The 19,641-nt window shown below is 66.5% G+C and carries 23 protein-coding genes; 12 read left to right on the top strand and 11 right to left on the bottom strand.

What is annotated here, in order from left to right:
* Nucleotides 1–6 precede the first annotated feature (6 nt).
* On the top strand, nucleotides 7–777 hold the full coding sequence (gene narI / locus ACYVII_RS09675) for a respiratory nitrate reductase subunit gamma (protein ID WP_460534339.1): 771 nt from the start codon (nucleotides 7–9) through the stop codon (nucleotides 775–777).
* 4 nt (nucleotides 778–781) lie between these two features.
* Here the strand turns inward: narI and ACYVII_RS09670 are convergent, their stop codons facing one another.
* The 3 genes from ACYVII_RS09670 to fdxA form a co-directional block, all read right to left on the bottom strand.
* The gene (locus ACYVII_RS09670) at nucleotides 782–1,879 is read right to left on the bottom strand and encodes a tellurite resistance/C4-dicarboxylate transporter family protein (protein ID WP_460534337.1); all 1,098 of its coding nucleotides are present in this window, start codon (nucleotides 1,877–1,879) and stop codon (nucleotides 782–784) included.
* Between the two features lie 110 nt (nucleotides 1,880–1,989).
* Complete coding sequence (locus ACYVII_RS09665; protein WP_460534335.1) at nucleotides 1,990–2,478, bottom strand: hemerythrin domain-containing protein; 489 nt, start codon at nucleotides 2,476–2,478, stop codon at nucleotides 1,990–1,992.
* Entirely contained in the window at nucleotides 2,475–2,858 is a 384-nt protein-coding gene (fdxA, locus tag ACYVII_RS09660) for a 4Fe-4S dicluster domain-containing protein (protein WP_460534333.1), read from the bottom strand. The genes ACYVII_RS09665 and fdxA overlap by 4 nt, the downstream gene beginning before the upstream one ends.
* 71 nt (nucleotides 2,859–2,929) lie before the next feature.
* Here fdxA and ACYVII_RS09655 point away from each other — a divergent pair, with 71 nt between their 5' ends.
* From ACYVII_RS09655 to ACYVII_RS09640, 4 genes are all read left to right on the top strand, one after another.
* Nucleotides 2,930–3,256 carry a non-heme iron oxygenase ferredoxin subunit gene (locus ACYVII_RS09655; protein WP_460534331.1) on the top strand — a complete coding sequence of 109 codons (327 nt, stop codon included), beginning with the start codon at nucleotides 2,930–2,932 and terminating at the stop codon, nucleotides 3,254–3,256.
* Nucleotides 3,253–3,582: a metal-sulfur cluster assembly factor gene (locus ACYVII_RS09650; RefSeq protein ID WP_460534329.1), complete on the top strand. Its 330-nt coding sequence runs from the start codon at nucleotides 3,253–3,255 to the stop codon at nucleotides 3,580–3,582. The genes ACYVII_RS09655 and ACYVII_RS09650 overlap by 4 nt, the downstream gene beginning before the upstream one ends.
* Before the next feature lie 285 nt (nucleotides 3,583–3,867).
* Nucleotides 3,868–4,110, top strand: coding sequence for a hypothetical protein (locus ACYVII_RS09645; RefSeq protein WP_460534327.1), 243 nt, complete (start codon nucleotides 3,868–3,870; stop codon nucleotides 4,108–4,110).
* Between the two features lie 80 nt (nucleotides 4,111–4,190).
* On the top strand, nucleotides 4,191–4,418 hold the full coding sequence (locus tag ACYVII_RS09640) for a response regulator transcription factor (protein ID WP_460534325.1): 228 nt from the start codon (nucleotides 4,191–4,193) through the stop codon (nucleotides 4,416–4,418).
* Here ACYVII_RS09640 and ACYVII_RS09635 read toward each other — a convergent pair.
* On the bottom strand, nucleotides 4,415–4,618 hold the full coding sequence (locus ACYVII_RS09635; protein ID WP_460534323.1) for a hypothetical protein: 204 nt from the start codon (nucleotides 4,616–4,618) through the stop codon (nucleotides 4,415–4,417). The genes ACYVII_RS09640 and ACYVII_RS09635 overlap by 4 nt on opposite strands.
* A gap of 92 nt (nucleotides 4,619–4,710) precedes the next feature.
* A complete protein-coding gene (locus tag ACYVII_RS09630; RefSeq protein WP_460534321.1) occupies nucleotides 4,711–5,328 on the bottom strand; it encodes a TetR/AcrR family transcriptional regulator in 618 nt (205 codons plus the stop codon).
* A gap of 105 nt (nucleotides 5,329–5,433) precedes the next feature.
* On the opposite strand from ACYVII_RS09630, the gene pdhA reads away from it, so the two are divergent.
* The 3 genes from pdhA to ACYVII_RS09615 are packed head-to-tail and all read left to right on the top strand — an operon-like array spanning nucleotide 5,434 to nucleotide 9,051.
* The gene (pdhA, locus tag ACYVII_RS09625; RefSeq protein WP_460534319.1) at nucleotides 5,434–6,603 is read left to right on the top strand and encodes a thiamine pyrophosphate-dependent enzyme; all 1,170 of its coding nucleotides are present in this window, start codon (nucleotides 5,434–5,436) and stop codon (nucleotides 6,601–6,603) included.
* On the top strand, nucleotides 6,600–7,595 hold the full coding sequence (locus ACYVII_RS09620; protein ID WP_460534317.1) for an alpha-ketoacid dehydrogenase subunit beta: 996 nt from the start codon (nucleotides 6,600–6,602) through the stop codon (nucleotides 7,593–7,595). Before pdhA ends, ACYVII_RS09620 begins: the two co-directional genes overlap by 4 nt.
* 25 nt (nucleotides 7,596–7,620) lie before the next feature.
* Nucleotides 7,621–9,051, top strand: coding sequence for a dihydrolipoamide acetyltransferase family protein (locus tag ACYVII_RS09615; RefSeq protein WP_460534315.1), 1,431 nt, complete (start codon nucleotides 7,621–7,623; stop codon nucleotides 9,049–9,051).
* A 99-nt stretch (nucleotides 9,052–9,150) separates the two neighbouring features.
* Here the strand turns inward: ACYVII_RS09615 and ACYVII_RS09610 are convergent, their stop codons facing one another.
* Both ACYVII_RS09610 and ACYVII_RS09605 read right to left on the bottom strand, forming a co-directional pair.
* A complete protein-coding gene (locus ACYVII_RS09610; RefSeq protein ID WP_460534313.1) occupies nucleotides 9,151–9,633 on the bottom strand; it encodes a MarR family winged helix-turn-helix transcriptional regulator in 483 nt (160 codons plus the stop codon).
* A gap of 29 nt (nucleotides 9,634–9,662) precedes the next feature.
* The gene (locus ACYVII_RS09605) at nucleotides 9,663–11,444 is read right to left on the bottom strand and encodes an MDR family MFS transporter (RefSeq protein WP_460534311.1); all 1,782 of its coding nucleotides are present in this window, start codon (nucleotides 11,442–11,444) and stop codon (nucleotides 9,663–9,665) included.
* A 343-nt stretch (nucleotides 11,445–11,787) separates the two neighbouring features.
* Here ACYVII_RS09605 and rplJ point away from each other — a divergent pair, with 343 nt between their 5' ends.
* The 4 genes from rplJ to ACYVII_RS09585 all read left to right on the top strand — a co-directional run bounded on the left by rplJ (nucleotide 11,788) and on the right by ACYVII_RS09585 (nucleotide 14,818).
* Entirely contained in the window at nucleotides 11,788–12,303 is a 516-nt protein-coding gene (gene rplJ / locus ACYVII_RS09600; RefSeq protein ID WP_460534309.1) for a 50S ribosomal protein L10, read from the top strand.
* Nucleotides 12,304–12,374: 71 nt separating this feature from the next.
* Entirely contained in the window at nucleotides 12,375–12,767 is a 393-nt protein-coding gene (gene rplL / locus ACYVII_RS09595) for a 50S ribosomal protein L7/L12 (RefSeq protein WP_440294071.1), read from the top strand.
* A gap of 216 nt (nucleotides 12,768–12,983) precedes the next feature.
* The gene (locus tag ACYVII_RS09590) at nucleotides 12,984–13,493 is read left to right on the top strand and encodes a MarR family winged helix-turn-helix transcriptional regulator (RefSeq protein WP_460534307.1); all 510 of its coding nucleotides are present in this window, start codon (nucleotides 12,984–12,986) and stop codon (nucleotides 13,491–13,493) included.
* A 122-nt stretch (nucleotides 13,494–13,615) separates the two neighbouring features.
* On the top strand, nucleotides 13,616–14,818 hold the full coding sequence (locus tag ACYVII_RS09585; RefSeq protein ID WP_460534422.1) for an MFS transporter: 1,203 nt from the start codon (nucleotides 13,616–13,618) through the stop codon (nucleotides 14,816–14,818).
* A gap of 137 nt (nucleotides 14,819–14,955) precedes the next feature.
* Here the strand turns inward: ACYVII_RS09585 and ACYVII_RS09580 are convergent, their stop codons facing one another.
* The 4 genes from ACYVII_RS09580 to ACYVII_RS09565 form a co-directional block, all read right to left on the bottom strand.
* Nucleotides 14,956–16,071 carry a LacI family DNA-binding transcriptional regulator gene (locus ACYVII_RS09580; protein ID WP_460534305.1) on the bottom strand — a complete coding sequence of 372 codons (1,116 nt, stop codon included), beginning with the start codon at nucleotides 16,069–16,071 and terminating at the stop codon, nucleotides 14,956–14,958.
* Nucleotides 16,072–16,075: 4 nt separating this feature from the next.
* The gene (locus ACYVII_RS09575) at nucleotides 16,076–16,909 is read right to left on the bottom strand and encodes a carbohydrate ABC transporter permease (protein WP_460534303.1); all 834 of its coding nucleotides are present in this window, start codon (nucleotides 16,907–16,909) and stop codon (nucleotides 16,076–16,078) included.
* Between the two features lies 1 nt (nucleotide 16,910).
* Complete coding sequence (locus ACYVII_RS09570; RefSeq protein ID WP_460534301.1) at nucleotides 16,911–17,867, bottom strand: carbohydrate ABC transporter permease; 957 nt, start codon at nucleotides 17,865–17,867, stop codon at nucleotides 16,911–16,913.
* Nucleotides 17,868–17,963: 96 nt separating this feature from the next.
* Nucleotides 17,964–19,313 carry an ABC transporter substrate-binding protein gene (locus ACYVII_RS09565; RefSeq protein WP_460534299.1) on the bottom strand — a complete coding sequence of 450 codons (1,350 nt, stop codon included), beginning with the start codon at nucleotides 19,311–19,313 and terminating at the stop codon, nucleotides 17,964–17,966.
* Between the last annotated feature and the right edge of the window lie 328 nt (nucleotides 19,314–19,641).

The raw sequence follows: 19,641 nt of genomic DNA, 5'->3' as shown, positions 1-19,641 counted from the left end.
TTGAAGGTGCTTGCGGTCAACGTGCTGCTCTGGGGCGTGCTGCCGTACGTCATGGTGGTGATCCTCGTCGGCGGGCTCATCTGGCGCTACCGCTACGATCAGTTCGGCTGGACGACGAGGTCGTCGCAGCTCTACGAGTCGAGGATCCTTCGCATAGCGTCTCCGGTCTTCCACTTCGGCATCCTCGCCGTGGTCGCCGGCCACTTCTTCGGGCTCGTCATCCCTGAGTCGTGGACGCAAGCGTTCGGCATGAGCGAGAGCCTGTACCACTTCAACGCGCTGCTCGTCGGCGGCATCGCCGGCGTCTGCACGCTCGGCGGCATCGCACTGCTCATCTATCGGCGCCGTGCGACAGGTCCGGTCTTCATGGCCACCACGAAGAACGACAAGATGATGTACGTCGTGCTCGTCGCCGCCCTACTGGCGGGCCTGTGGACCACGCTCGCGAGCGCGGCATTCGGCGGGGCGGACCAGAACTACCGCGAGACCGTCTCGCCGTGGTTCCGTTCCCTCTTCATCTTCCAGCCCGACATCGCGTCGATGGCGGCGGCGCCGTTCTCGTACCACCTGCACACGCTGGTCGGCATGCTTCTGTTCGCCATCTGGCCGTTCACCCGACTGGTGCACGCGTTCACCGCGCCGATCCACTATCTGTTCCGGCCGTACATCGTCTACCGCTCACGCGACAAGGTGGCATCCGGTTCCACGCGCTCCGCCAGTAGCAGAGCCTGGGTGCCCGTCGGCACGCCGGACAGGGAGCACAGGCGGCGGCGCTGAGCCGTCAGCTGCGGGCATCAGGTGCGGTGGTCTTGCGCAACGAGCCGAACATGGTGACGAGCATCAAGAGCACGACCAGGCACCAGGCTCCTATGCCGATCCACACCCAGACCGCAGCGAGGCCGGTCATGAAGCCGTATCCGGTGGCGCGGCCCAGAGTGACGGATGCGACCGTGTACATGCCGAGCGGAAAGACGACGCTCCAGAGCTTCGGCTCGTAGCTCCACGGGTAGCCTCGCACGAAGTAGCGCCAGAGTCCGAAGAGCACGAGCATCGGGATGAACCAGCTTCCGAACGCCCACAGCACGACGGAGATGCCGACGATGAACGGGCGCATCTCAGTGAACGGTGGCATCGGGATGCGCGCGCTCGCGTCGAGGATGCCGGCGGCGGCGCGCACGCTGATCGCGGTCGCGCCCATGAGAATCCAGTACGCCGGGCCCATCTCGACCGGCGTCGTCTCGATGGTGAGCAGGCGCAGGAAGATGATGATCACCAGCATCAGGTAGAGCACGATCCCGACGCCCCAGAACAACACCCCGGTCGCCTCGAGCAGCTGCCGTCCCAGCGGCCAGGCAAGGAACGGGGCGAGTGCAGTGGCGAGCACCGCGACCGACTGAGTGCCGACGACCCAGACCAGCCAGACCCCGTTGATCTCACGAAGATGCGGCTGATGGCCCGCGAGCACGATCGAGCAGAACAGGCCGTAGGTGAGCACCAGCCAGATCGCGAACGCGATCAGGCCGAGCACCAGCGCGACGACCCAGAGGCCGAGCGACAGCAGACCGACCCCCAGCACATTGGTCCCTGCAACGAGCGTGAAGTAGGTGACCGCGGAGCTCGGGCCCATGAGCGACTGCACGAATCGGCGCGGAAAGCGAATCGCCCTCACGACATAGGCGGCGCCGAGCACGAGGAAGGCGACGATCGCACAGATCAGCAGAACAAGGGAGACGACGGGAAAGCCGAGCAGGTCTGCGCCGACCGAGACGATTCCCGTCGCCATCACGGCGGCGAAGTAGCCGGGATCGAACGTCGCGAGCCACGCTCCCAGACGTGAATCCGGGACCGGTTCGAGGGTGTCGGTGTCCGCGTCCGTCATCGTCGGCGCCCCATGCGTGTCACGGTACTGGCGCCGCGGCCGTCAGGCGACGCCGACGCGCCCGGTGCCAGCGAGTGACCTCACAACCGGACCCGCAGCCCGTGACTTCGTTACGCGACTGCGCCCGAGCACACCCACCCGTCGGGAAGCTCGCCATCCGTCAAGAAGATGCGCAGTTCGGCGCTCGCGTCGGCGTCGAGCACCTCGTCCGCCTTCGTGTAGATGACCGGCTCCTCCTTGGAGTTGTGCTTGTCGAGCAGGGCGAGTAGGTCGACGGCGGATCGGCCGACGGCATCCTCGTCGAGGTCGTCGCCCAGCAGCGCATCGATGCCGTTCATCGCACGCCACAGCTCACCGTGCTCTCGCAGCATGACGAAGATGGGCATGGTCATGCCGGCGTCATTCAAGGGCGGGAAGAGGAACGCCTCTTCCAGGTAGATGTGTCTGCGGAGGCCCTCCATGGCCCGCACCAGCGCCTCCGTGTCGGGGATACCTTGCCGCAGTGTGTCGAGAAAGCGCTCGATTCCGCCGTCGATCTCGCGATGCTCGGCCTCCAAAGCCGCACCCAGGGTGATCCGCGGTACGCCACCCGCGCTCATGCCCGGAACCCCGCTCGGTTGTCGCATGTGTCGTCGCGTTCGGCCAGCGGCGGATAGCCGGTGACCAGCGGGGTGTCCACATCGAATGGACCCAGTTTCGCGGCTCCTCCCGGCGATCCGATGGGCGCGAGGATGCCCGGCAGCGGCTCGGAGAAGAATCGGGCGTTGTCGTCCACGAACTCGCTCCACCTGTCGGGCACGTCTTCCTCGTAGGCGATCGCCTTCACGGGGCACACCGGCTCGCACGCGCCGCAGTCGACGCACTCGTCCGGATGGATGTACAGCGTTCTGCCGCCCTCGTAGATGCAGTCGACGGGACATTCGTCGACGCACGCGCGGTCCATCACGTCGATGCACGCCGCGCCGATCACGTAGGTCATGGCGACCTCCTGGTTCGTAGCTTCGGAGAATTAACAGGAATATTCTCCGTTTTATTATCTACCATGGAACCATGCCAGCCAAGGTGTGCCGAGAGGCAGAGTTGAGTTCAGGACGTCCCTTCAAGTCGATCGTCGACGGGGTGCCTGTCGTCATCGTCAAAGACGCCGAAGGCCGGCTGCACGCTCTTTCAGACACGTGCTCGCATGCCGAGATCTCGCTCTCCGAGGGATTCGTCGAAGGCGGGCACATCGAATGCTGGGCGCATGGCGCCACGTTCGATCTGGCCACGGGGCGTCCCCTTTCGCTTCCCGCGACCGACCCGATACCCGTCTTCGGCGTTGACGTGGTCGACGGCGACGTGCTGGTCACCGTCGATACGGGCGAGGGACAGCGATGATCTGCGAGCTCGAGCAGGACGTGCGTGAGCAGATCGAGGAATCGCTCAAGGACGTCATCGACCCCGAACTCGGTGTGAACGTCGTCGACCTCGGCCTGGTCTACGGGCTCGGCTGGGACGACGGCGAAGACGCTCTGATGATCTACATGACCTTGACGACGGCCGAGTGTCCGTTGCAAGACGACCTCGCCGAGCAGACCCGGTGGGCGCTGAACGGAGTCGTGGAGCGCCACGCGATCTCCTGGGTATGGATGCCCGCCTGGACTCCGGAACGCATCACCGAGGATGGCCGCGACATGATGCGCGCCCTCGGGTTCAGCTTCTGAGGCGAGGCCAACCCGGGACCTTCGGCTCTGCTGCCGTTCCACGCCTCGACGAAGACTGATACCGAAGGGTTCGACGAGCATCTTGTTTTGCAGGCATCCCGAGCAGGTCGCCGAACGTTCCACGGATCGCAGGGAGGTTCACGAATGTGCCCGACAACAGTGACGAGACGCCGGCGCGGCTCGTCGCCTCAACTCTCGGCCGACGTACGACGGGCGCCATGTGACACCCAGGCGATGCCGCAGAGCATCCTCGAACGAACGGGTCCTCACGACGTGAGGGTGCGGATGGACACCGATGACGACCGGATCGAGACCGTGAGGCTGACCGTCGTGCCCAGGGATGATGAACTCGACGAGATCGACCTCGAGCGGCACATCCTGGGGTACATCCAGCAAGCGGGCCATGTGTTCGTTGCGCTGGTCGGAGAGCGCCTGGACCGCGCCGAGGAGTGCGGGCAGTCCCTGCTGTGGGATCGCGCCGCAGCAGACCTCGTGCGCAGTGCAAGGCAAGCAGAGTCTTCACGTTGACCGCGATAGTCCAAGTCGAGCCCGGCTGCGCGGCCCCACGGCAGGCGGACGCGCGGAATACGCGTTACGGTGCTGCGCGAATGGAAACGAAGCGTGCGATCAGAGTGTTCGTGGTCGACGATCACGAGCTCGTTCGTCGCGGCGTGGTCGATCTGATCGAGCGAGAGCCCGACATGGAGGTCGTGGGCGAATCCGACTCCGTCAGGCACACGCTCGGGCGGGTCTTGGCGACGAAGCCGGACGTCGTTCTTCTCGACGTTCGGCTTCCGGACGGAAACGGCATCGACGTATCGGCGCCGATGAGTTAGACGGCGGCATCCACGATCCGGTGAAGCATCACCGGCAGGTCGGGTTCCGTGAGCATGGCTTGATCGGCCCGAAGCAGGGCCCGCAGCCAGCCCTGCGTGTCCAGCACCTTCTGGGCCTGTTCGACAAGATCTTTCAGTGCGCGGTCCAAGGCAGCGCGTGGAGCATCCGGAAACCGAAGCGTCTCGTCACTCTCCGTCATGTGTCGCCTTTGGACGTCTCGACATCATCATGCGGATGACGTGAATCCACGATACATTCGGCCACCGCATCAGGACCCTCGACGATGGTCGGTCACTTCGACTCCAACCCCAGCCGGTGCAGAGCCTGGCGGGCGATCCGAGCCGCCTCCGCTTCGCTCGCCGCTCCGCGCACGCCGAGCAGCCTCTGGCGATGACGCTCGCCGAGCAGCAGGGAGAACAGCGCAGACGCGAGCCCGCCGGCATTCGCGTGGCCATCTCCCACGATGTGCGCGCGCAACGCAGCGATGTGACGCGCGTCGGTGTGCTCGTAGAACGCTCGCGCGAGCTGGGGAAGCCGGGGTGCCTCGGCGATCACCAGCCGGTGCAATGCGACGAGCTCATCGGAGTGGATGCGGAACACGATCCTCGTCGCCAGTGACAGCAGGGTCTCGCCGACCGTGTCCGAGCCCTGGCTGATGCCTCCGGCGAGCGCGTCGACCATCGCGGCGAAGAGGCCCTCTTTGTCGCCGTAGTCCGTGTAGATGGTGCGCTTGGTGACACCGGATGCCCGTGCCAGCTCATCGAGTGTCGCTCCCTGGTATCCGCGCTCGAGGAAGACGGGCAAGGAGCGCTGCAGCATCCGCTCGCGTCGCTCCTCCCGTTGCTCGGCGGTGGGACGCCCCCTGCGGTGCTGCGCGCTGCCGTCTGAGGCGGTGCTCTCCATGGTCATCCGCGCCCCCTGCGTCGCACTTCGGCGTATGATATCGCCTGTAATGATACTCACCGGTGTCATTTACCACAGGCGTTCACGAAAGCGCCGGGAGGAGAACGATCGATGGCCGATCCGGCCCGGACGACACGCAGCGCGTCCGCACGCACCAAGACCACCACACGCAGCACCCGGTCCCGGTCGAGCGATTCCGGCTCGGCGAAGACCACTCAACGCCGTCCCAAGCTGGATGATGCGCGCCGGAAGCGCCTCACCGACTACTACCGCGACATGCTGCTGATCCGCCGGTTCGAGGAGAGGGCGCAGCGCGCCTACACCGAGGCTCTGATCGGCGGTTACTGCCACCTCAACCTGGGGGAGGAGGCCGCGATCGTCGGACTGCTCGGCGAGCTGAGCTCCGGCGACTACCTGTTCACGAACTACCGGGAGCACGGCTACGCGATCACCCGCGGCATCGACCCGCGCAAGGTGATGGCCGAGCTGTACGGCCGGGTCGACGGCGTCTCCAAGGGGTGGGGCGGTTCGATGCACATGTTCGACGTGACGCACCGGCTGCTTGGCGGCTACGGCATCGTCGGCGGCCAGTTGCCGATCGCCACCGGCGCGGCGCTCGCGCTCCAGTACCAAGGGCGGCCAGAGATCGTGATGTGCACCATGGGTGACGGCACGACGGCGACCGGAGCCTTCCACGAGTCGGTCAACCTGGCCGGGCTGTGGGATCTGCCCATCGTCTACGTGATCATCAACAACGGCCTCGGCATGGGCACCGACGTCGAGCACTCCTCGGCGGAGCCGGAGCTGTACAAGCGCGGCGCCGCGTACCGCATCGAGTCCGCGCGTGTGGACGGCCTCGATCCCGTCGCTACGGCCGCGGCCGCGAAGCACGCTGTGGAGGTCGCGCGCGGCGGCCGTCCTTACCTGCTCGAGGTGATGACGGAGCGGTTGCGCGGCCACTCCGTTGTCGACCCCGCGAAGTACCGCAACGCCGAAGAGGTGGAGGCGCTGAAGGAGCATGACCCGGTGCACACGTTCGCAGCGGAGTTGAAGAAGAATGGCGTGCTCGACGACGAGGCGATGAAGAAGATCGAGACGGATGTCATGGCCGTCGTCGACGACGCCGCCTCATTCGCCGCCTCGAGCCCGCAGCCCGATGCATCCACCCTGTTCGACTACACCTACGCCACTGAAGTGCCGAACGACTCCCGCCGGTACCCGGGGCAGGCGCTGTACCCGGCGCTTCCCGTTCCGGCGCTCACGACCGGAGGCGTCGCATGACCGAGATGACCTACCGCCAGGCACTGCACGACACGCTGCGCGACGAGCTTCTTCGCGACGAGAACGTCATGCTGATGGGCGAGGAGATCGGCATCTTCGACGGGTCGTACAAGATCACCGCCGGCCTGCTGAAGGAGTTCGGGGAACGGCGCGTGCGCGACACCCCCATCTCCGAGGGCGGTTTCACCGGGGCGGCGATCGGCGCTGCCATGCTCGGTCTGCGCCCGGTCGTGGAGATCATGACCATCAACTTCTCGCTCCTCGCGCTGGACGAGATCGTGAACCACGCCGCCAAGATCCACGGAATGTTCGGCGGGCAGCTCAGCGTGCCCATGGTCATCCGCACCCCGGGCGGTGGTGGCCAGCAGCTCGGTGCATCCCACTCCCAGAACATCGAGCTCTACTACGCGTTCGTGCCCGGCATGAAGGTGGTCGCCCCATCGACGCCAGCCGACGCGAAAGCGCTTCTGCTGGCATCCATCCGCGACGACGACCCGGTGCTGTTCCTGGAGAACCTCGCGCTGTACAACACGAAGGGCGATGTGCCCGACGATGTCGAACCGGCCACGATCGGCAAGGCGAAGGTCACCAGGGAGGGCAAGGACCTCACTCTGATCGGGTACTCGCGGATGGCCGTGGTCGCGCAGCAGGCGGCGGAACGCCTCGCGGAGACTGACGGCCTCGACATCGAGGTGATCGACCTGCGCAGCCTTCGGCCCCTGGACCGTGACACCATCATCGAGTCGGTGAAGAAGACCAACGCCGCCGTCATGCTCGAAGACGACTGGCTCACCTATGGCATCGGCGCGGAGATCGCCGCCTCGATCTCCGACGGAGCCTTCGACTACCTGGATGCCCCCGTGCGCCGCGTCGCGATGGCCGAGGTTCCCATGCCGTACGCGAAGCCGCTGGAGACCGCGGCCCTCCCGTCGTTCGACGATGTCGTGAATGCCATCCGCGAGACGCTCGACGCGGTCGGGCGCCGGCGCTGACCGTCGGCCAGATCAAGGAATCGACATGAAACAGATCACAATGCCGCGCCTCTCCGACACGATGGAGGAGGGCGCCATCTCCACCTGGCACAAGAACGTCGGGGATCATGTGGATGCCGGTGACGTGCTGGCCGAGATCGAGACCGACAAGGCCACGATGGAGTTCGAGGCGTACGAGGCCGGCGTGCTCACTGCGATCCTGGTGCCGGAGGGCGAGACGGTGACGATCGGAACGCCGATCGCCGAGCTCGACGGAACGCCCGGAGGTTCGGGCGACACCGGTGCCGCACCGAGCGCGGCGCAGACGACAACCCCGGAAGAGACGACCGCCGTGGCCGTGAAGCCGGTGAACGCGGAGACGCCGACGCAGCCGCCCGCTACCGGGACAACGGCCGCGGGCACCTCGTTCACCGAGGCCGTTCCCGTGTCGGAGCCGGCCGCGCCGGCTCCCGCAGGGTCGTCCGTTCCCGAGGTCCCGACCCCAGGTGCCTCCGGCGTGAACTCGCGGGAGCGGTTGCTCGCCTCGCCCGTGGTGCGCACCATCGCCAGGGAGCACGGCATCGACCTTCGCACGGTGACGGGCTCCGGGCCCGGCGGCCGGATCATCCGAGCCGATGTCGAGAACTTGATAGGCGCACCGACGCCGGGTCTGCCTGCCGCTGAGGGAGCGACCGCTCCGGTGGCGCCGCCCGACGCGGTGACCGCTCCGGCTGTGCCGGCATCGCAGGGTGCGCCTTCGTCGCTGGACGAGCGCCGCGGCACCGAGCAGGTGCCGATGGACTCGGTGCGCCGGGTGATCGCGCGGCGCCTTGCGGAGAGCGCCCGGAGCATCCCGCACTTCGCCGTCACGGCGGTCGCGGATGCCGAAGAGCTGATGACCATGCGCGCCACGCTCAACGAGCGCCTCGTGGCAGCAGGCCGGCAGAAGATCAGCGTCAACGACCTGCTCGTGCGGGCCGCTGCGCTCGCGCTGCGCGAGCATCCACTGGTCAATGCGAGCTACCCGGGCGACGACTCCACCGCCATGCAGGTGCACCACCGCATCAACATCGGGATCGCCGTCGCCTCCGATCACGGGCTCGTCGTGCCCGTCATCGACGACGCCGACACGAAGTCGGTCGGGCGACTGGCAGAGGAGTCGAAGCGGCTGGTGAAGCTTGCACAGGACCGCAAGCTCACGCCGGCGCAGATGAGCGGCGGAACGTTCACCATCAGCAACCTCGGCATGTACGGGGTGGAGGAGTTCACCGCGATCATCAACCCGCCGGAGGGCGCCATCCTCTCGGTCGGCGGCACGAAGGTGGAGCCGGCCGTGGTCGACGGGCAGATCGTGCCCCGGCATCGCATGCGCTACACGCTGAACAGCGACCACCGCATCATCGACGGCGCCCTCGCCGCGCAGTGGCTGCAGACCTTCACGCGGCTCATCGAGGATCCCTGGACGATCCTCGCCTGACGGAGCACGTCGGATGCTCGGAGCCGGGCCGGTCGACTGTGCCGGCTCCGAGCTGTGGGCCGATTCGTCGCCGACGGGTGCGTCCCGCAGTGCACGGGATCAGAATTCGTTCAGCCGGTGCAGCAGCCGCGCGAACAGCCGCAGCTCCTCGACATCCCAACCCGAAAGGCCCGAGCGCAGCTCCTCGCGATTGCGCTCGAAGAGCTGCTTCAGCCGCTTCTGCGCCTCGTCGGTGAGCGCGAAATAGGTGGCGCGCCGATCGGCGGGGTCCTGCTCGCGGCGAAGCAGTCCCAGCTGCTCCAGCTGCGACGCCTGACGGCTCACGAGGCTCTTGTCGGCGTAGAGCACCTCGGCCAGCGCGCCGGCGTGCATCGGCCCGGATCGCGAGAGCGTCGTGAGCATGAGGTAGCCGGCCGGCTGGATCTCCGGATGCAGCTGAAGCGCCTGCGCCCGCATGCGGTTGCGCAGCTTCACGAAGAGCGTGCTGAACTCCCGCTCGACCGACTCGATCGCGCCGTCGAGTCCGGCGCCGGGGCTGCTGCCTGCGGTCCCGCCACCGGCGGCGCGATCGCTCTCGGTCATGGTGGGCATCATATCCAGGCGATCTCTCGCTACTGATCCGAGCGGATGCCTGAGGCCGCGTCGGATCCGTCGTGCGCGGCGCGCGGGGCGTGCGCGATCGCATCCACCGCCTCCAGCGACTGCCCGCCGATCAGGGCATCGGCGTCGTCGATCAACTCGACGGCGGCGGTAGCGAACGCACCATCGCGCGGAACGGAAGTGGCGGCATCCTCGTCGTGCTGACGCTCGATCGTGGTCTTCGTGCCGAGCTTGTTGTTCGGCAGCAGGCACACCGCGACGAGCGTGATGACGGCGAGGGGTACGGCGATCAGGAACACGAACGCCACGGACTGGCCGTACGCCGACTCCACGATCACCCGCACGCTCTGCGGTAGCGAGGAGACGTTCGGGATCGTGCCGCTCTGCAGCGACTTGGCGAGCGCGGCACCCGCGGGACCGAGCTTCATGATCGCCGACGTCAGCTCCTGCGACTTGTCGGCGAGGTGGTTCGCGACCTGGGTGCCGAGCACCGATCCGAGCACCGAGACGCCCGCCGTGCCGCCGAGGCTGCGGAAGAACGTGACCGCAGCGCTCGCGGCTCCCATCTCGGCCGGCGCGACCACGTTCTGCACGATGAGCACGAGATTCTGCATCACCATGCCGACGCCCGCACCGAGCACGAACATGTAGATGGACAGCACCACGTAGTTGGTGTCGTAGTCGATGGTGCCCATGAGCACGAGCCCGGCGATGAGCAGGATGCTGCCGACCACCATGTACGACTTCCACTTGCCGGTTCGGCTGATGATCTGGCCGATCACGACCGACGACACGAGCAGGCCGACGATCATCGGCAGCGTGAGCAGGCCGGACTGCGTCGGCGTGGCGCCGCGCGCCAGCTGCATGTACTGGCCGAGGAACACCGAGGTGCCGAACATGGCCACACCGACCGAGATGCTGGCGATCGCCGAGAACGTGAACGTGCGGTTCTTGAAAAGCCGCAGCGGGATGACCGGCTCCTTCACCTTGAGCTCCACGAGCACGGCGGCGATGAGTGCGACGGCCGCTGCGGCGACCATCCAGAAACTGGTGGCGGATGCCCACTCGAACTGGCCCTTCTGCCCGGCCAGCGAGACCCAGATCAGCAGGATCGAGACGCCGGCGGCGATCAGCACCGCACCGAGGTAGTCGATCGACACCTTCTGCTTCGGCCTCTTCGGCAGGTGCAGCGTGGTCTGCAGCAGGATGATCGCGAGGATCGCGAACGGAACTCCGATGTAGAAGTTCCAGCGCCAGCCGACCGAGTCGGTGAGCACGCCGCCGATCAGCGGGCCGCCTACCGTTCCGACCGCCATGATGGCGCCGAAGACGCCCATGTACTTTCCGCGCTCGCGTGGGCTGATGATGTCGGCCATGATCACCTGGCTGAGCGCCGTGAGACCGCCTGCACCGACGCCCTGCAGCACGCGGAATCCGATCAGCATGCTGGTGTCCTGCGAGAACCCGGCGAGCGCTGAGCCGATCACGAAGATGGCGAGCGAGAGCTGGATGAGCAGCTTGCGGTTGAACAGGTCGGCCAGCTTGCCCCAGATGGGCGTGGTGACGGTCGTGGCCAGCAGCGTGGCGACGACGACCCAGGTGTAGGCGGTCTGGTCGCCCTTCAGGTCGGCGATGATCTTCGGCAGCGAGGTCGAGACGACGGTTCCGGCCAGGATCGACACGAACATGCCGAGCAGCAGACCGGAGAGCGCCTCGAGTACCTGCCGATGCGACATCTTGGCGGGACCGGATGCCTGCGACTCCGGCTCCGTCTTCGTGGCGGCGTGCGTCATGGAACTCCTTGCGATGGGAATGGACTAGTTCACATTAGTCAACTAATGAGCTTTGTCAACTATTCCGCGTCGTCCGCGATTTGGGCATCCGTGGCGCATCGCGTAGGCTTGATGGAGCCCAAGACCGCCGGTCATCGGCGTGCTCGCACGTCGATCGAAGGTTCTCGAACTGATCAGCAGATCGGATCGAGACGGCCCGCGCAGGCGAGATCGAGACGAAGTCCGCTTCAGTGCGGGCATCCGACACGCTCCGTGCCTGCGCATGGAGCGTTTTTCTTTCTCCGGCCGGTCCGAAGGCGGCGCGCAGCATCCGCCGCGCGTCTCGTAGGTAAGAGGAGTGGCCATGGCGAACAAGGAAGCCACGGTTGCCGAGCTCGAGGAGAAGTTCAAGAGCTCGACCGCCGTTCTGCTGACCGAGTATCGCGGTCTGTCTGTTGCGAAGCTTCGTGAGCTTCGCAGGTCCATCAGCGCAGACGCGACCTACGCCGTGGTGAAGAACACGCTGACCAAGATCGCGGCGAACAACGCCGGCATCTCGGCGTTCGACGACGAGCTCGCCGGACCGTCCGCGATCGCCTTCGTGCACGGTGACCCCGTGAACGTCGCCAAGGGTCTGCGTGACTTCGCCAAGGCGAACCCTCTTCTCGTGGTCAAGGGCGGCTATTTCGATGGCAGTGCCCTTTCCGCCGAAGAGGTAGGCAAGCTCGCCGACCTCGAGTCCCGTGAGGTGCTGCTGGCCAAGCTGGCCGGTGCCTTCAAGGCCTCGCTGTTCGGAGCCGCATATCTGTTCAACGCACCGCTGTCGAAGGCCGTTCGCACGGTCGACGCGTTGCGCGAGAAGCAGGAGTCCGCAGCGTAGGCATCCGCTCGCCCTTCGGGGGTGAAGGATGCTCGCCGCGGTGAGTACACGAAAAAACCAAGGAGAAGAAAATGGCTGCAAAGCTGTCCACCGAGGAGCTGCTCGAGCAGTTCAAGGGTCTGACGCTCATCGAGCTGTCGGAGTTCGTCAAGGCGTTCGAGGAGACCTTCGAGGTCACCGCCGCTGCGCCCGTCGCCGTTGCTGCCCCGGCCGCCGGTGGCGCCGGTGCCGCTGCCGAAGAGGTTGAGGAGAAGGACTCCTTCGACGTCGTCCTCGAGGCTGCCGGTGAGAAGAAGATCCAGGTCATCAAGGTCGTGCGTGAGCTGACCTCCCTCGGTCTCGGCGAGGCGAAGGCCGTCGTCGACGGTGCTCCGAAGGCCGTGCTCGAGGGCGCGAACAAGGAGACCGCTGACAAGGCGAAGGCCGCTCTCGAAGAGGCCGGCGCGACCGTCACGCTCAAGTAGTACCTGCCCCGCTAGGGGCCGCAGGTTCTCAGAACCGCAGAAGGGCGTCATCCCTGTTCGGGACGGCGCCCTTCCTTGTGCTCGCTCGGTGCACCGACACTAGGCGTATGCGCTGACACTAGCCGTGGTGCACGTAGCGTCAGCGCATACACGTAGTCTCGCCGGGAGGGGGGGGCATGACTTGAAATACATAGCCTGGCTATATATGATTGTTTCATGCTTACCGAACCGATCTCCCTTCAGCTCAGGGATGAGACGGGCAGCGAAGCCGAACTGCGATACCTTCTCAGCGATTTCGTGCAGCTCTCCGGCCGTGTGACCCGCCTCGCCCACCGACTCTCCGGTGGCCCGGAGGGTCCGGCCACCTGGCGCACGCTCGCGGTGCTTCAGCAGTCCGGGCCGATGCGCCTCGGCGAACTCGCCGCAGCCAGCCAGGTCGCGCAGCCGACGATGACCAAGATCGTCGCCGGCCTCGTCGAGCGCGAGTGGGTGAAGCGCATCGCGGATGCCGACGACGCCAGAGCCTGGCAGATCGGCATCTCGGCGAAGGGCATCATCCAGCTGACCGAGTGGCGCAACACGCTGGCGACCGCCCTGCTCCCGTACTTCCAAGACCTCATCGACGACGACCGTCGCGTTGTGCAGCACGCGCTGGAGCTCGTGCTTCCGCGCATCGCGCAGGTGTCGACATCGACGGAATCACCCTCACGAAAGACGAACGACTGAGCCAGATGACGCAGACCGACATCCCTTCCGATACCAACTCCATCCCGACGCCCCGCATCGAGCACAGCACGGGGCACAGCGGCGCAGAGCACTCGGGCGGTGCGAGCATCCTGAAGCAGCCGATGGCCGTCTGGGCTGTCGCGTTCGCGTGCGTCGTCTCGTTCATGGGCATCGGCCTGGTCGACCCGATCCTCCCGGCGATCGCGGCCAGCCTGAAGGCCACCGCGGCGCAGACGGAGCTGCTCTTCACCACCTACCTGCTGATCACCGGTGCGGCCATGTTCTTCACGAGTTGGCTCTCCACGCGTATCGGCACGAAGAAGACGCTGCTCATCGGGCTCGCCGTCATCGTCGTGTTCGCAGCCCTCGCCGGCGCCAGCGGGTCGGTGTGGGAGATCATCGGATTCCGTGCAGGCTGGGGCCTCGGGAACGCTCTCTTCATCTCGACCGCATTGGCGGCCATCGTCGGCGCGGCGTCCGGGGGAGCGTCGCAGGCGATCATCCTGTACGAGGCGGCACTCGGCCTGGGGATGGCGCTCGGCCCGCTCGTGGGTGGACTGCTCGGAAACGTGTCGTGGCGCGGACCGTTCTTCGGCACCGCCACGCTGATGGCGGTCGGTTTCCTCGCCATCGTCACCATGCTGCGCGCCCGCGACGAGAAGAAGCCGGTGCCGACCAAGCTCACCGCGCCGTTCCGCGGGCTGGCGAGGCCGGGCCTCGGCGTTATGGCCGCCGCAGCGCTGTTCTACAACATGGGCTTCTTCGTGCTGCTGGCCTACACGCCGTTCGCCCTTGCAGACCTCGGACTGGATGCCGCCATCCCGCTCGGGCTCATCTTCACCGGCTGGGGCATCTGCCTGGCGATCGCGTCGGTGTGGCTCGCACCCGCACTCACGAACCGGATGCGCCGCACAACCGTGCTGACCATCGTCATCCCGCTGCTCGCGATCGACCTGCTGCTCGTCGCCCTCTTCGTGAAGTCGATCGTCGCGATCATCGTGCTCGTCGTCGTCGGCGGCATCTTCCTGGGCATCCTGAACACGGTGCTCACGGAGTGCTCGATGGAGGCGACGGATCTGCCCAGGCCCGTTGCGTCGTCGGCCTACTCGGGGGTTCGGTTCATCGGCGGTGCGATCGCCCCGCCGGTGGCCGCTGCCCTCGGCAACGCGTTCGGTGCCGCCGTGCCGTTCCTGTTCGGTGCGATCGTGCTCGTGATCTCGACGTTCATCATCCTGTTCGGACGCCGCGCGCTGCGTCGTGCGGACGGCGCGGTCGAAGGCGCTGAGCAGGAGGCGGAGGCGATTGGTATCGGCGACGCCGACTGAGCCACCTGCTGATTCGTGGCGACGCGCCAACCGCGTGACACGGTCGACCGGAAACCCGACGATGCGCCGGACCTATCAACTCGATACGTCCGGCGCATCGAGTGATTTCCGGGCGCACCGTACGCTCGGGTCGGCAGCTATGCCGCGGGTGGCGATGCCGGGGCGAGTCGAGGCTCTGACGTCGAGGTGACAGCCGGCGCCGCCGGCGTCGACTCCGAGGGAGCAGCGGTGCTGCCGCGCACGACCAGGTGCACGGGCATCCGCACCGAACGCTTGGGTGCGCTGTTCGTTCGCAGCTCCTCGAGCAGCATCCTGGCGGCCAGTGCGCCCTGCTCGAACGGGTTCTGCGCCACCGTGGTGAGCTCGAACGGCGCGGCCAGCCGGTGGTCGTCGATGCCGATGATCGAGAGGTCGCCGGGAACCTGCAGCCCGGCGCTTCTGGCCGCCACCATCGCTCCGATGGCCATCTCGTCCGAGTCGGCGAAGATCGCCGTCGGCCGCGGGCCCGGGCGCTCGAGAAGTTCAGCCACGGCACCCCTGGCGGTTGCGAGGTCGAATGCTCCGTGCACGGTCCAGTCCGGGCGGTTCGGCAGCCCGTGGGCGGCGAGGGCTTCCTGGAATCCGCGCCGGCGCTGTTCCGGCGCATCCTTCGTGTATCCGGGTATCACGTCGCCGGCGACGTGGGCGATGTCGGTGTGACCCAGGCCGACGAGGTGCTCGGTCGCCATGCGGGCCGCGCCGAGCTGGTCGATGGCGACGTGTCGAAGACCCCGCACGGCACCGCCCACGATCATGGTGGGATGCCCCGTGGATGCCAGATGCCGGCGCTCCTCGGCACTGAAGTCAATGCAGAGCGCGATGAGGGCATCCGTTCGCTTGCGCAGGATGCTGCGGTCGAAGACCCGCTCCCGCCCGCCGTGGCGATCCCCGAGATTGAACAGGATGAGGTCGTAGCCCGCGCGCCGCAGCACGGCGTCGACACCCTCGAGCACGGTCGAGTAGAACCAGAGGTCGAGCGTGGGAACGACGACGCCCATCGCCATCGTTCGGCCGGACGCCAGACCCGCGGCGCTCGACGACGGTACGTATCCGAGGTCGGCCGCAGCCTGCCGCACGAGCGCGCGGGTCGTCTCTGACACGTTCGGCAGCCCGCGCAGGGCGCGCGAGACCGTCGCCGTCGACACGCCCGTCGCTCTCGCCACATCGTTGATGCTGCTGGACGCGGGCAGCGGACGCGGGAGCGAGGCATCCATTCGATCAGCCCTTGACGGCCCCGGAGGTAAGGCCGGACACGACGGACTTGCGGAACACGAGCACGAGGATGGCGATGGGCACGACGGCGACGGCGCTCGCGGCGAAGATCGCCCCGTACGGCGTCACATGCGCGTTGCCGAACAGGGCGATGCCGACCGGGATGGTGCGGAAGGCATCGGCGCTGTTGAACGACAGCGCCATCAGGAACTCGGTCCAGCAGGCGGTGAACGCGAAGATGCCCGCCGTGAACAGGCCAGGCAACGCCATCGGCAGCACGATCGACCAGACCGTGCGGATCGGTGACGCCCCGTCGATGCGGGCGGACTCCTCCATGCTCTTCGGCACGCCGATGAAGTAGTTGCGCAGGATCCAGATCGCGAACGGCAGGTTGATCGCCGCGTACGGAACGAACAGCGCCTGATAGCTGTCGAGCCAGCCGATGTCGCGCATCAGCAGATACAACGGCGCGATGAGCGCGATCGCCGGGAAGACCGAGAGCACCAGCAGCGACACCATGATCGGGAACCTGCCGCGCATCGGCAGACGGCCGAGGGCGTACCCGGCGAGAGTGCCGAGCACGAGCACGATCACGGTCGCGATCACCGAGACGATAACCGAGTTGAGGATGTAGTGGGCGAATCCGTGGTCGACGAAAGCGATCGCGTAATTCTCGACGCTGGGCGGCGTCGGGAACCACTGCGGCGGCTGCGACGAGACGCCGGCCGTCGTCTTGAAGCTGGCGGCGAGCATCCAGTAGATGGGCGCCATCACGAAGAGGACGATGATGGCGGAGCTGATGGCCAGGCCCCAGCGGGCGCCGAGCGAACGTTTGCGCATGTCAGTCTCCCTCGTTCTCGCTGACCTGTGATCGGAACACCTTGAGGAAGACGAGACAGCCGATCACCACCAGTGCCGCCGTGGTCACGGCGACGGCGGCGCCAGGACCGAACTTCAGGTCGGTGAACATCACCTGGTAGCCGAGCATGGCCAGCGAGGTCGTCGAGTTCTGCGGGCCGCCTCCGGTGAGCACGAACGGAAGATCGAACACCCCGAACGCCTGAAGGATGCGGAACAGCACCGCCAGCGCGATCGTCGGTCGCAGAAGCGGCAGCGTCACCCGCCAGAACGTCTTCCACCCGTTCGAGCCATCCATCTCGGCGGCCTCGAACACGTCTTTCGGCAGCATCACGAGGCCGGCGAGCACGATGATCGCCACGAACGGGGTGGTCTTCCAGATATCGGCGATCATCATCGCGATGATCGCGGAGACCGGCGACCCGAGGATGACGGGCGAGCCGAGCCCGAGAGCCTGGAAGATGGCATCCGCCGCACCGTAGGTGGGGTCGTAGATGTAGTCCCACAACGTCGCGGAGATGACGGTGATCAGCGACCAGGGCACCAGAAGCATGGCCATCATCCAGCCTCGCGCCGCGCCCAGCTTCTCGAGGACGAGCGCGATGAGCGTGCCGAGCACGAGCTCCACGATCACGGTGACGATGGTGTAACCGACCGTGAAGAGCAGTGCGTACTGCCACAACGGGCTGGTGAAGACGATGCCGTAGTTCGACAGCGTGAAGCCGTCGATCTGGAAGCCGCTGCCCAGAACATTGACATTGCCGAGGCTCATCACGACGGAGAACACGACAGGGAAGAGCGTGACAGCGGCGATGAGGATCAGCGCCGGAGCGGAGAAGCCCCAGCCGATGCGCGCCATGAGGCGCCGGTATGCGCCCTTGTGGCGCAACTCGGGCGGCAGCGCAGTGCGTAGCGGTGCGTCCGTACTCGTGGTTGACATGGTCGAGTCCTCCTTGGCTCGCCGGTGCCGCTCGTCAGGCTTCGTGCTCTGTGGCCGCCGCGCTCAGCACGGCGGCCACAGGTGCGCACGTCGCGCCTAGAGACCGCCGCCCAGTGCGCTGTTGATAGACGTATTGGCCGTCTTGATCGCGTCCGCCGGTTGCGCCGAACCGGACAGCACGCCGTTGACCGCCGTGTAGATCGCCTTGCTGACCTGCGGGTAGTTCGGCGTCTGCGCCGGACGCGGCACCAGCTTGGTCTTCGACACGATCGCCAGCACCGGGTTGGCGTTCTTCACCGCGGAGGAGGAGCGCACCGCCGCGTTCGTCGGGATCTCGCTGAACTGCGTGGCGAGCGTGGTCTGCGCATCCTTGCCGGTCATCCACTTGATGAACGTCAGGTCGGCCGCCACGTTCTTGCTGTGCGGGTTCACGTACAGGTTCCAGCCGCCGATGTTGGAGTACCCCGGGGTCGGCTGGCCCTGGAAGGTCGGCATCGGGGCGACGCCGACCTTGCCGACGACCGCGGAACCGGATGCCTGCGAGTTCGAGTACGCGTAGTCCCAGTTGCGCAGGAAGAGAGAGTCGCCGGCTGCGAACGAGTTCATCGACTGGGTCTCCTGGAACGTCGACTCGGCCTGCGGGCTGATGCCGTCTTTCACCAGGCTCTGCATGAACGTCAGCGCCTTCGTCGCGGCCGGGCTGTCGAGCGTGGACTTCGTCTGGTTCTTGTTCAGCACGGTGCCGCCGGCATCCGACAGGAACTCCATGAAGTTGCAGGTCGCGCCCTCGTAGTTGTCGCCCTGGAAGACGTAGCCGTACTTCACCTCACCCTTGCTCTGCACGGTCTTCGAGTCCTGCACCAGCTCCTCCCACGTGGTCGGAACCTTCAGGTTGTTCTCCTGCAGAAGGTCTTTGCGGTAGTAGAGGAATCCCTGGTCCTCGAAGAACGGTGCGCCGTATACCTGTCCCTTGTAGGTAGCACCGTCGACCAGTCCGCTGGCGAAGGAGCTCCAGTAGCTCTTCGGCAGGTACTTCGACAGTGGAAGGGCGAGCTGGTGAGCGCCGAACTGTGCCGGCCAGATGACGTCGCCCATGTAGACGTCGGGTCCTCCGCCGCCCGAGATCTGGGTGGTCAGGGTGGCGCGGTTCGTGTCGGTGTTGTTCGGCGCCGATTGAAGCTTGACCGAGATGTTCGGATACGCCTTCTCGAAGGCACTGATCAGCACGGTGCGCGGATCGGTGCCGCTCGTGGTGATGGGACTCGCCCACCAGGTGATGGAGCCCTTCGTCGCGTTGCCCGAAGCGGAGCTCGTCGACGTCGACGTCGACCCGCCTCCTCCCGAGCTGCACGCGCTGAGCACGCCCACCGTGGCGATCGCGGTGGCTATGGCCGCGACCTTCATGATGCGCCTGTGCCCGAGGGCTCGCGTGATGTTCTTCGACATGATCTCCTCGTCTTCGTACCGACGTGGTCGCGCGGCTCGGGCACTCCGGTGTGCGGGCACGCCGAAGTGCGCGTTCACCGACGCGACTTGGATGGCACACCGATCAGCCGCGGGGCGAAGAGCCTGGGCCGCTGCGGGGCGTCGGCCGGCTGCTGGCGCTGCATTGCGTAGGGTTCAGCGGGTCGCCCCCGGTTGAACGGTGTCGGCCGGGACGAGCCGCCCGGCACATTTGCGAAACTATGCCCGCTGCCGAACCACTGCAAGCGCTTGCGGGGAGCGCTTCAGTAACGAATCCCGGAGTGTTCTCTCAGGTTCACGTGAAGTGTCG

Source organism: Humibacter ginsengiterrae, assembly GCF_054780115.1.
Note: the sequence above shows the minus strand (reverse complement) of the source record. Positions and strands in the feature narration are given on the sequence as shown.

What these genes read in the sequence shown, in the direction of transcription:
- ACYVII_RS09575 (WP_460534303.1), bottom strand. Translation starts at nt 16,909, where the DNA reads ATGCGCAAACGTTCGCTCGGCGCCCGCTGGGGCCTGGCCATCAGCTCC.
- ACYVII_RS09640 (WP_460534325.1), top strand. Translation starts at nt 4,191, where the DNA reads ATGGAAACGAAGCGTGCGATCAGAGTGTTCGTGGTCGACGATCACGAG.
- ACYVII_RS09635 (WP_460534323.1), bottom strand. Translation starts at nt 4,618, where the DNA reads ATGACGGAGAGTGACGAGACGCTTCGGTTTCCGGATGCTCCACGCGCT.
- ACYVII_RS09585 (WP_460534422.1), top strand. Translation starts at nt 13,616, where the DNA reads ATGGCCGTCTGGGCTGTCGCGTTCGCGTGCGTCGTCTCGTTCATGGGC.
- pdhA (WP_460534319.1), top strand. Translation starts at nt 5,434, where the DNA reads ATGGCCGATCCGGCCCGGACGACACGCAGCGCGTCCGCACGCACCAAG.
- ACYVII_RS09645 (WP_460534327.1), top strand. Translation starts at nt 3,868, where the DNA reads ATGGACACCGATGACGACCGGATCGAGACCGTGAGGCTGACCGTCGTG.
- ACYVII_RS09590 (WP_460534307.1), top strand. Translation starts at nt 12,984, where the DNA reads ATGCTTACCGAACCGATCTCCCTTCAGCTCAGGGATGAGACGGGCAGC.
- ACYVII_RS09670 (WP_460534337.1), bottom strand. Translation starts at nt 1,879, where the DNA reads ATGACGGACGCGGACACCGACACCCTCGAACCGGTCCCGGATTCACGT.
- fdxA (WP_460534333.1), bottom strand. Translation starts at nt 2,858, where the DNA reads ATGACCTACGTGATCGGCGCGGCGTGCATCGACGTGATGGACCGCGCG.
- ACYVII_RS09665 (WP_460534335.1), bottom strand. Translation starts at nt 2,478, where the DNA reads ATGAGCGCGGGTGGCGTACCGCGGATCACCCTGGGTGCGGCTTTGGAG.
- ACYVII_RS09580 (WP_460534305.1), bottom strand. Translation starts at nt 16,071, where the DNA reads ATGGATGCCTCGCTCCCGCGTCCGCTGCCCGCGTCCAGCAGCATCAAC.
- ACYVII_RS09570 (WP_460534301.1), bottom strand. Translation starts at nt 17,867, where the DNA reads ATGTCAACCACGAGTACGGACGCACCGCTACGCACTGCGCTGCCGCCC.
- ACYVII_RS09565 (WP_460534299.1), bottom strand. Translation starts at nt 19,313, where the DNA reads ATGTCGAAGAACATCACGCGAGCCCTCGGGCACAGGCGCATCATGAAG.
- rplJ (WP_460534309.1), top strand. Translation starts at nt 11,788, where the DNA reads ATGGCGAACAAGGAAGCCACGGTTGCCGAGCTCGAGGAGAAGTTCAAG.
- ACYVII_RS09610 (WP_460534313.1), bottom strand. Translation starts at nt 9,633, where the DNA reads ATGACCGAGAGCGATCGCGCCGCCGGTGGCGGGACCGCAGGCAGCAGC.
- ACYVII_RS09620 (WP_460534317.1), top strand. Translation starts at nt 6,600, where the DNA reads ATGACCGAGATGACCTACCGCCAGGCACTGCACGACACGCTGCGCGAC.
- ACYVII_RS09615 (WP_460534315.1), top strand. Translation starts at nt 7,621, where the DNA reads ATGAAACAGATCACAATGCCGCGCCTCTCCGACACGATGGAGGAGGGC.
- ACYVII_RS09650 (WP_460534329.1), top strand. Translation starts at nt 3,253, where the DNA reads ATGATCTGCGAGCTCGAGCAGGACGTGCGTGAGCAGATCGAGGAATCG.
- ACYVII_RS09655 (WP_460534331.1), top strand. Translation starts at nt 2,930, where the DNA reads ATGCCAGCCAAGGTGTGCCGAGAGGCAGAGTTGAGTTCAGGACGTCCC.
- rplL (WP_440294071.1), top strand. Translation starts at nt 12,375, where the DNA reads ATGGCTGCAAAGCTGTCCACCGAGGAGCTGCTCGAGCAGTTCAAGGGT.
- ACYVII_RS09605 (WP_460534311.1), bottom strand. Translation starts at nt 11,444, where the DNA reads ATGACGCACGCCGCCACGAAGACGGAGCCGGAGTCGCAGGCATCCGGT.
- ACYVII_RS09630 (WP_460534321.1), bottom strand. Translation starts at nt 5,328, where the DNA reads ATGACCATGGAGAGCACCGCCTCAGACGGCAGCGCGCAGCACCGCAGG.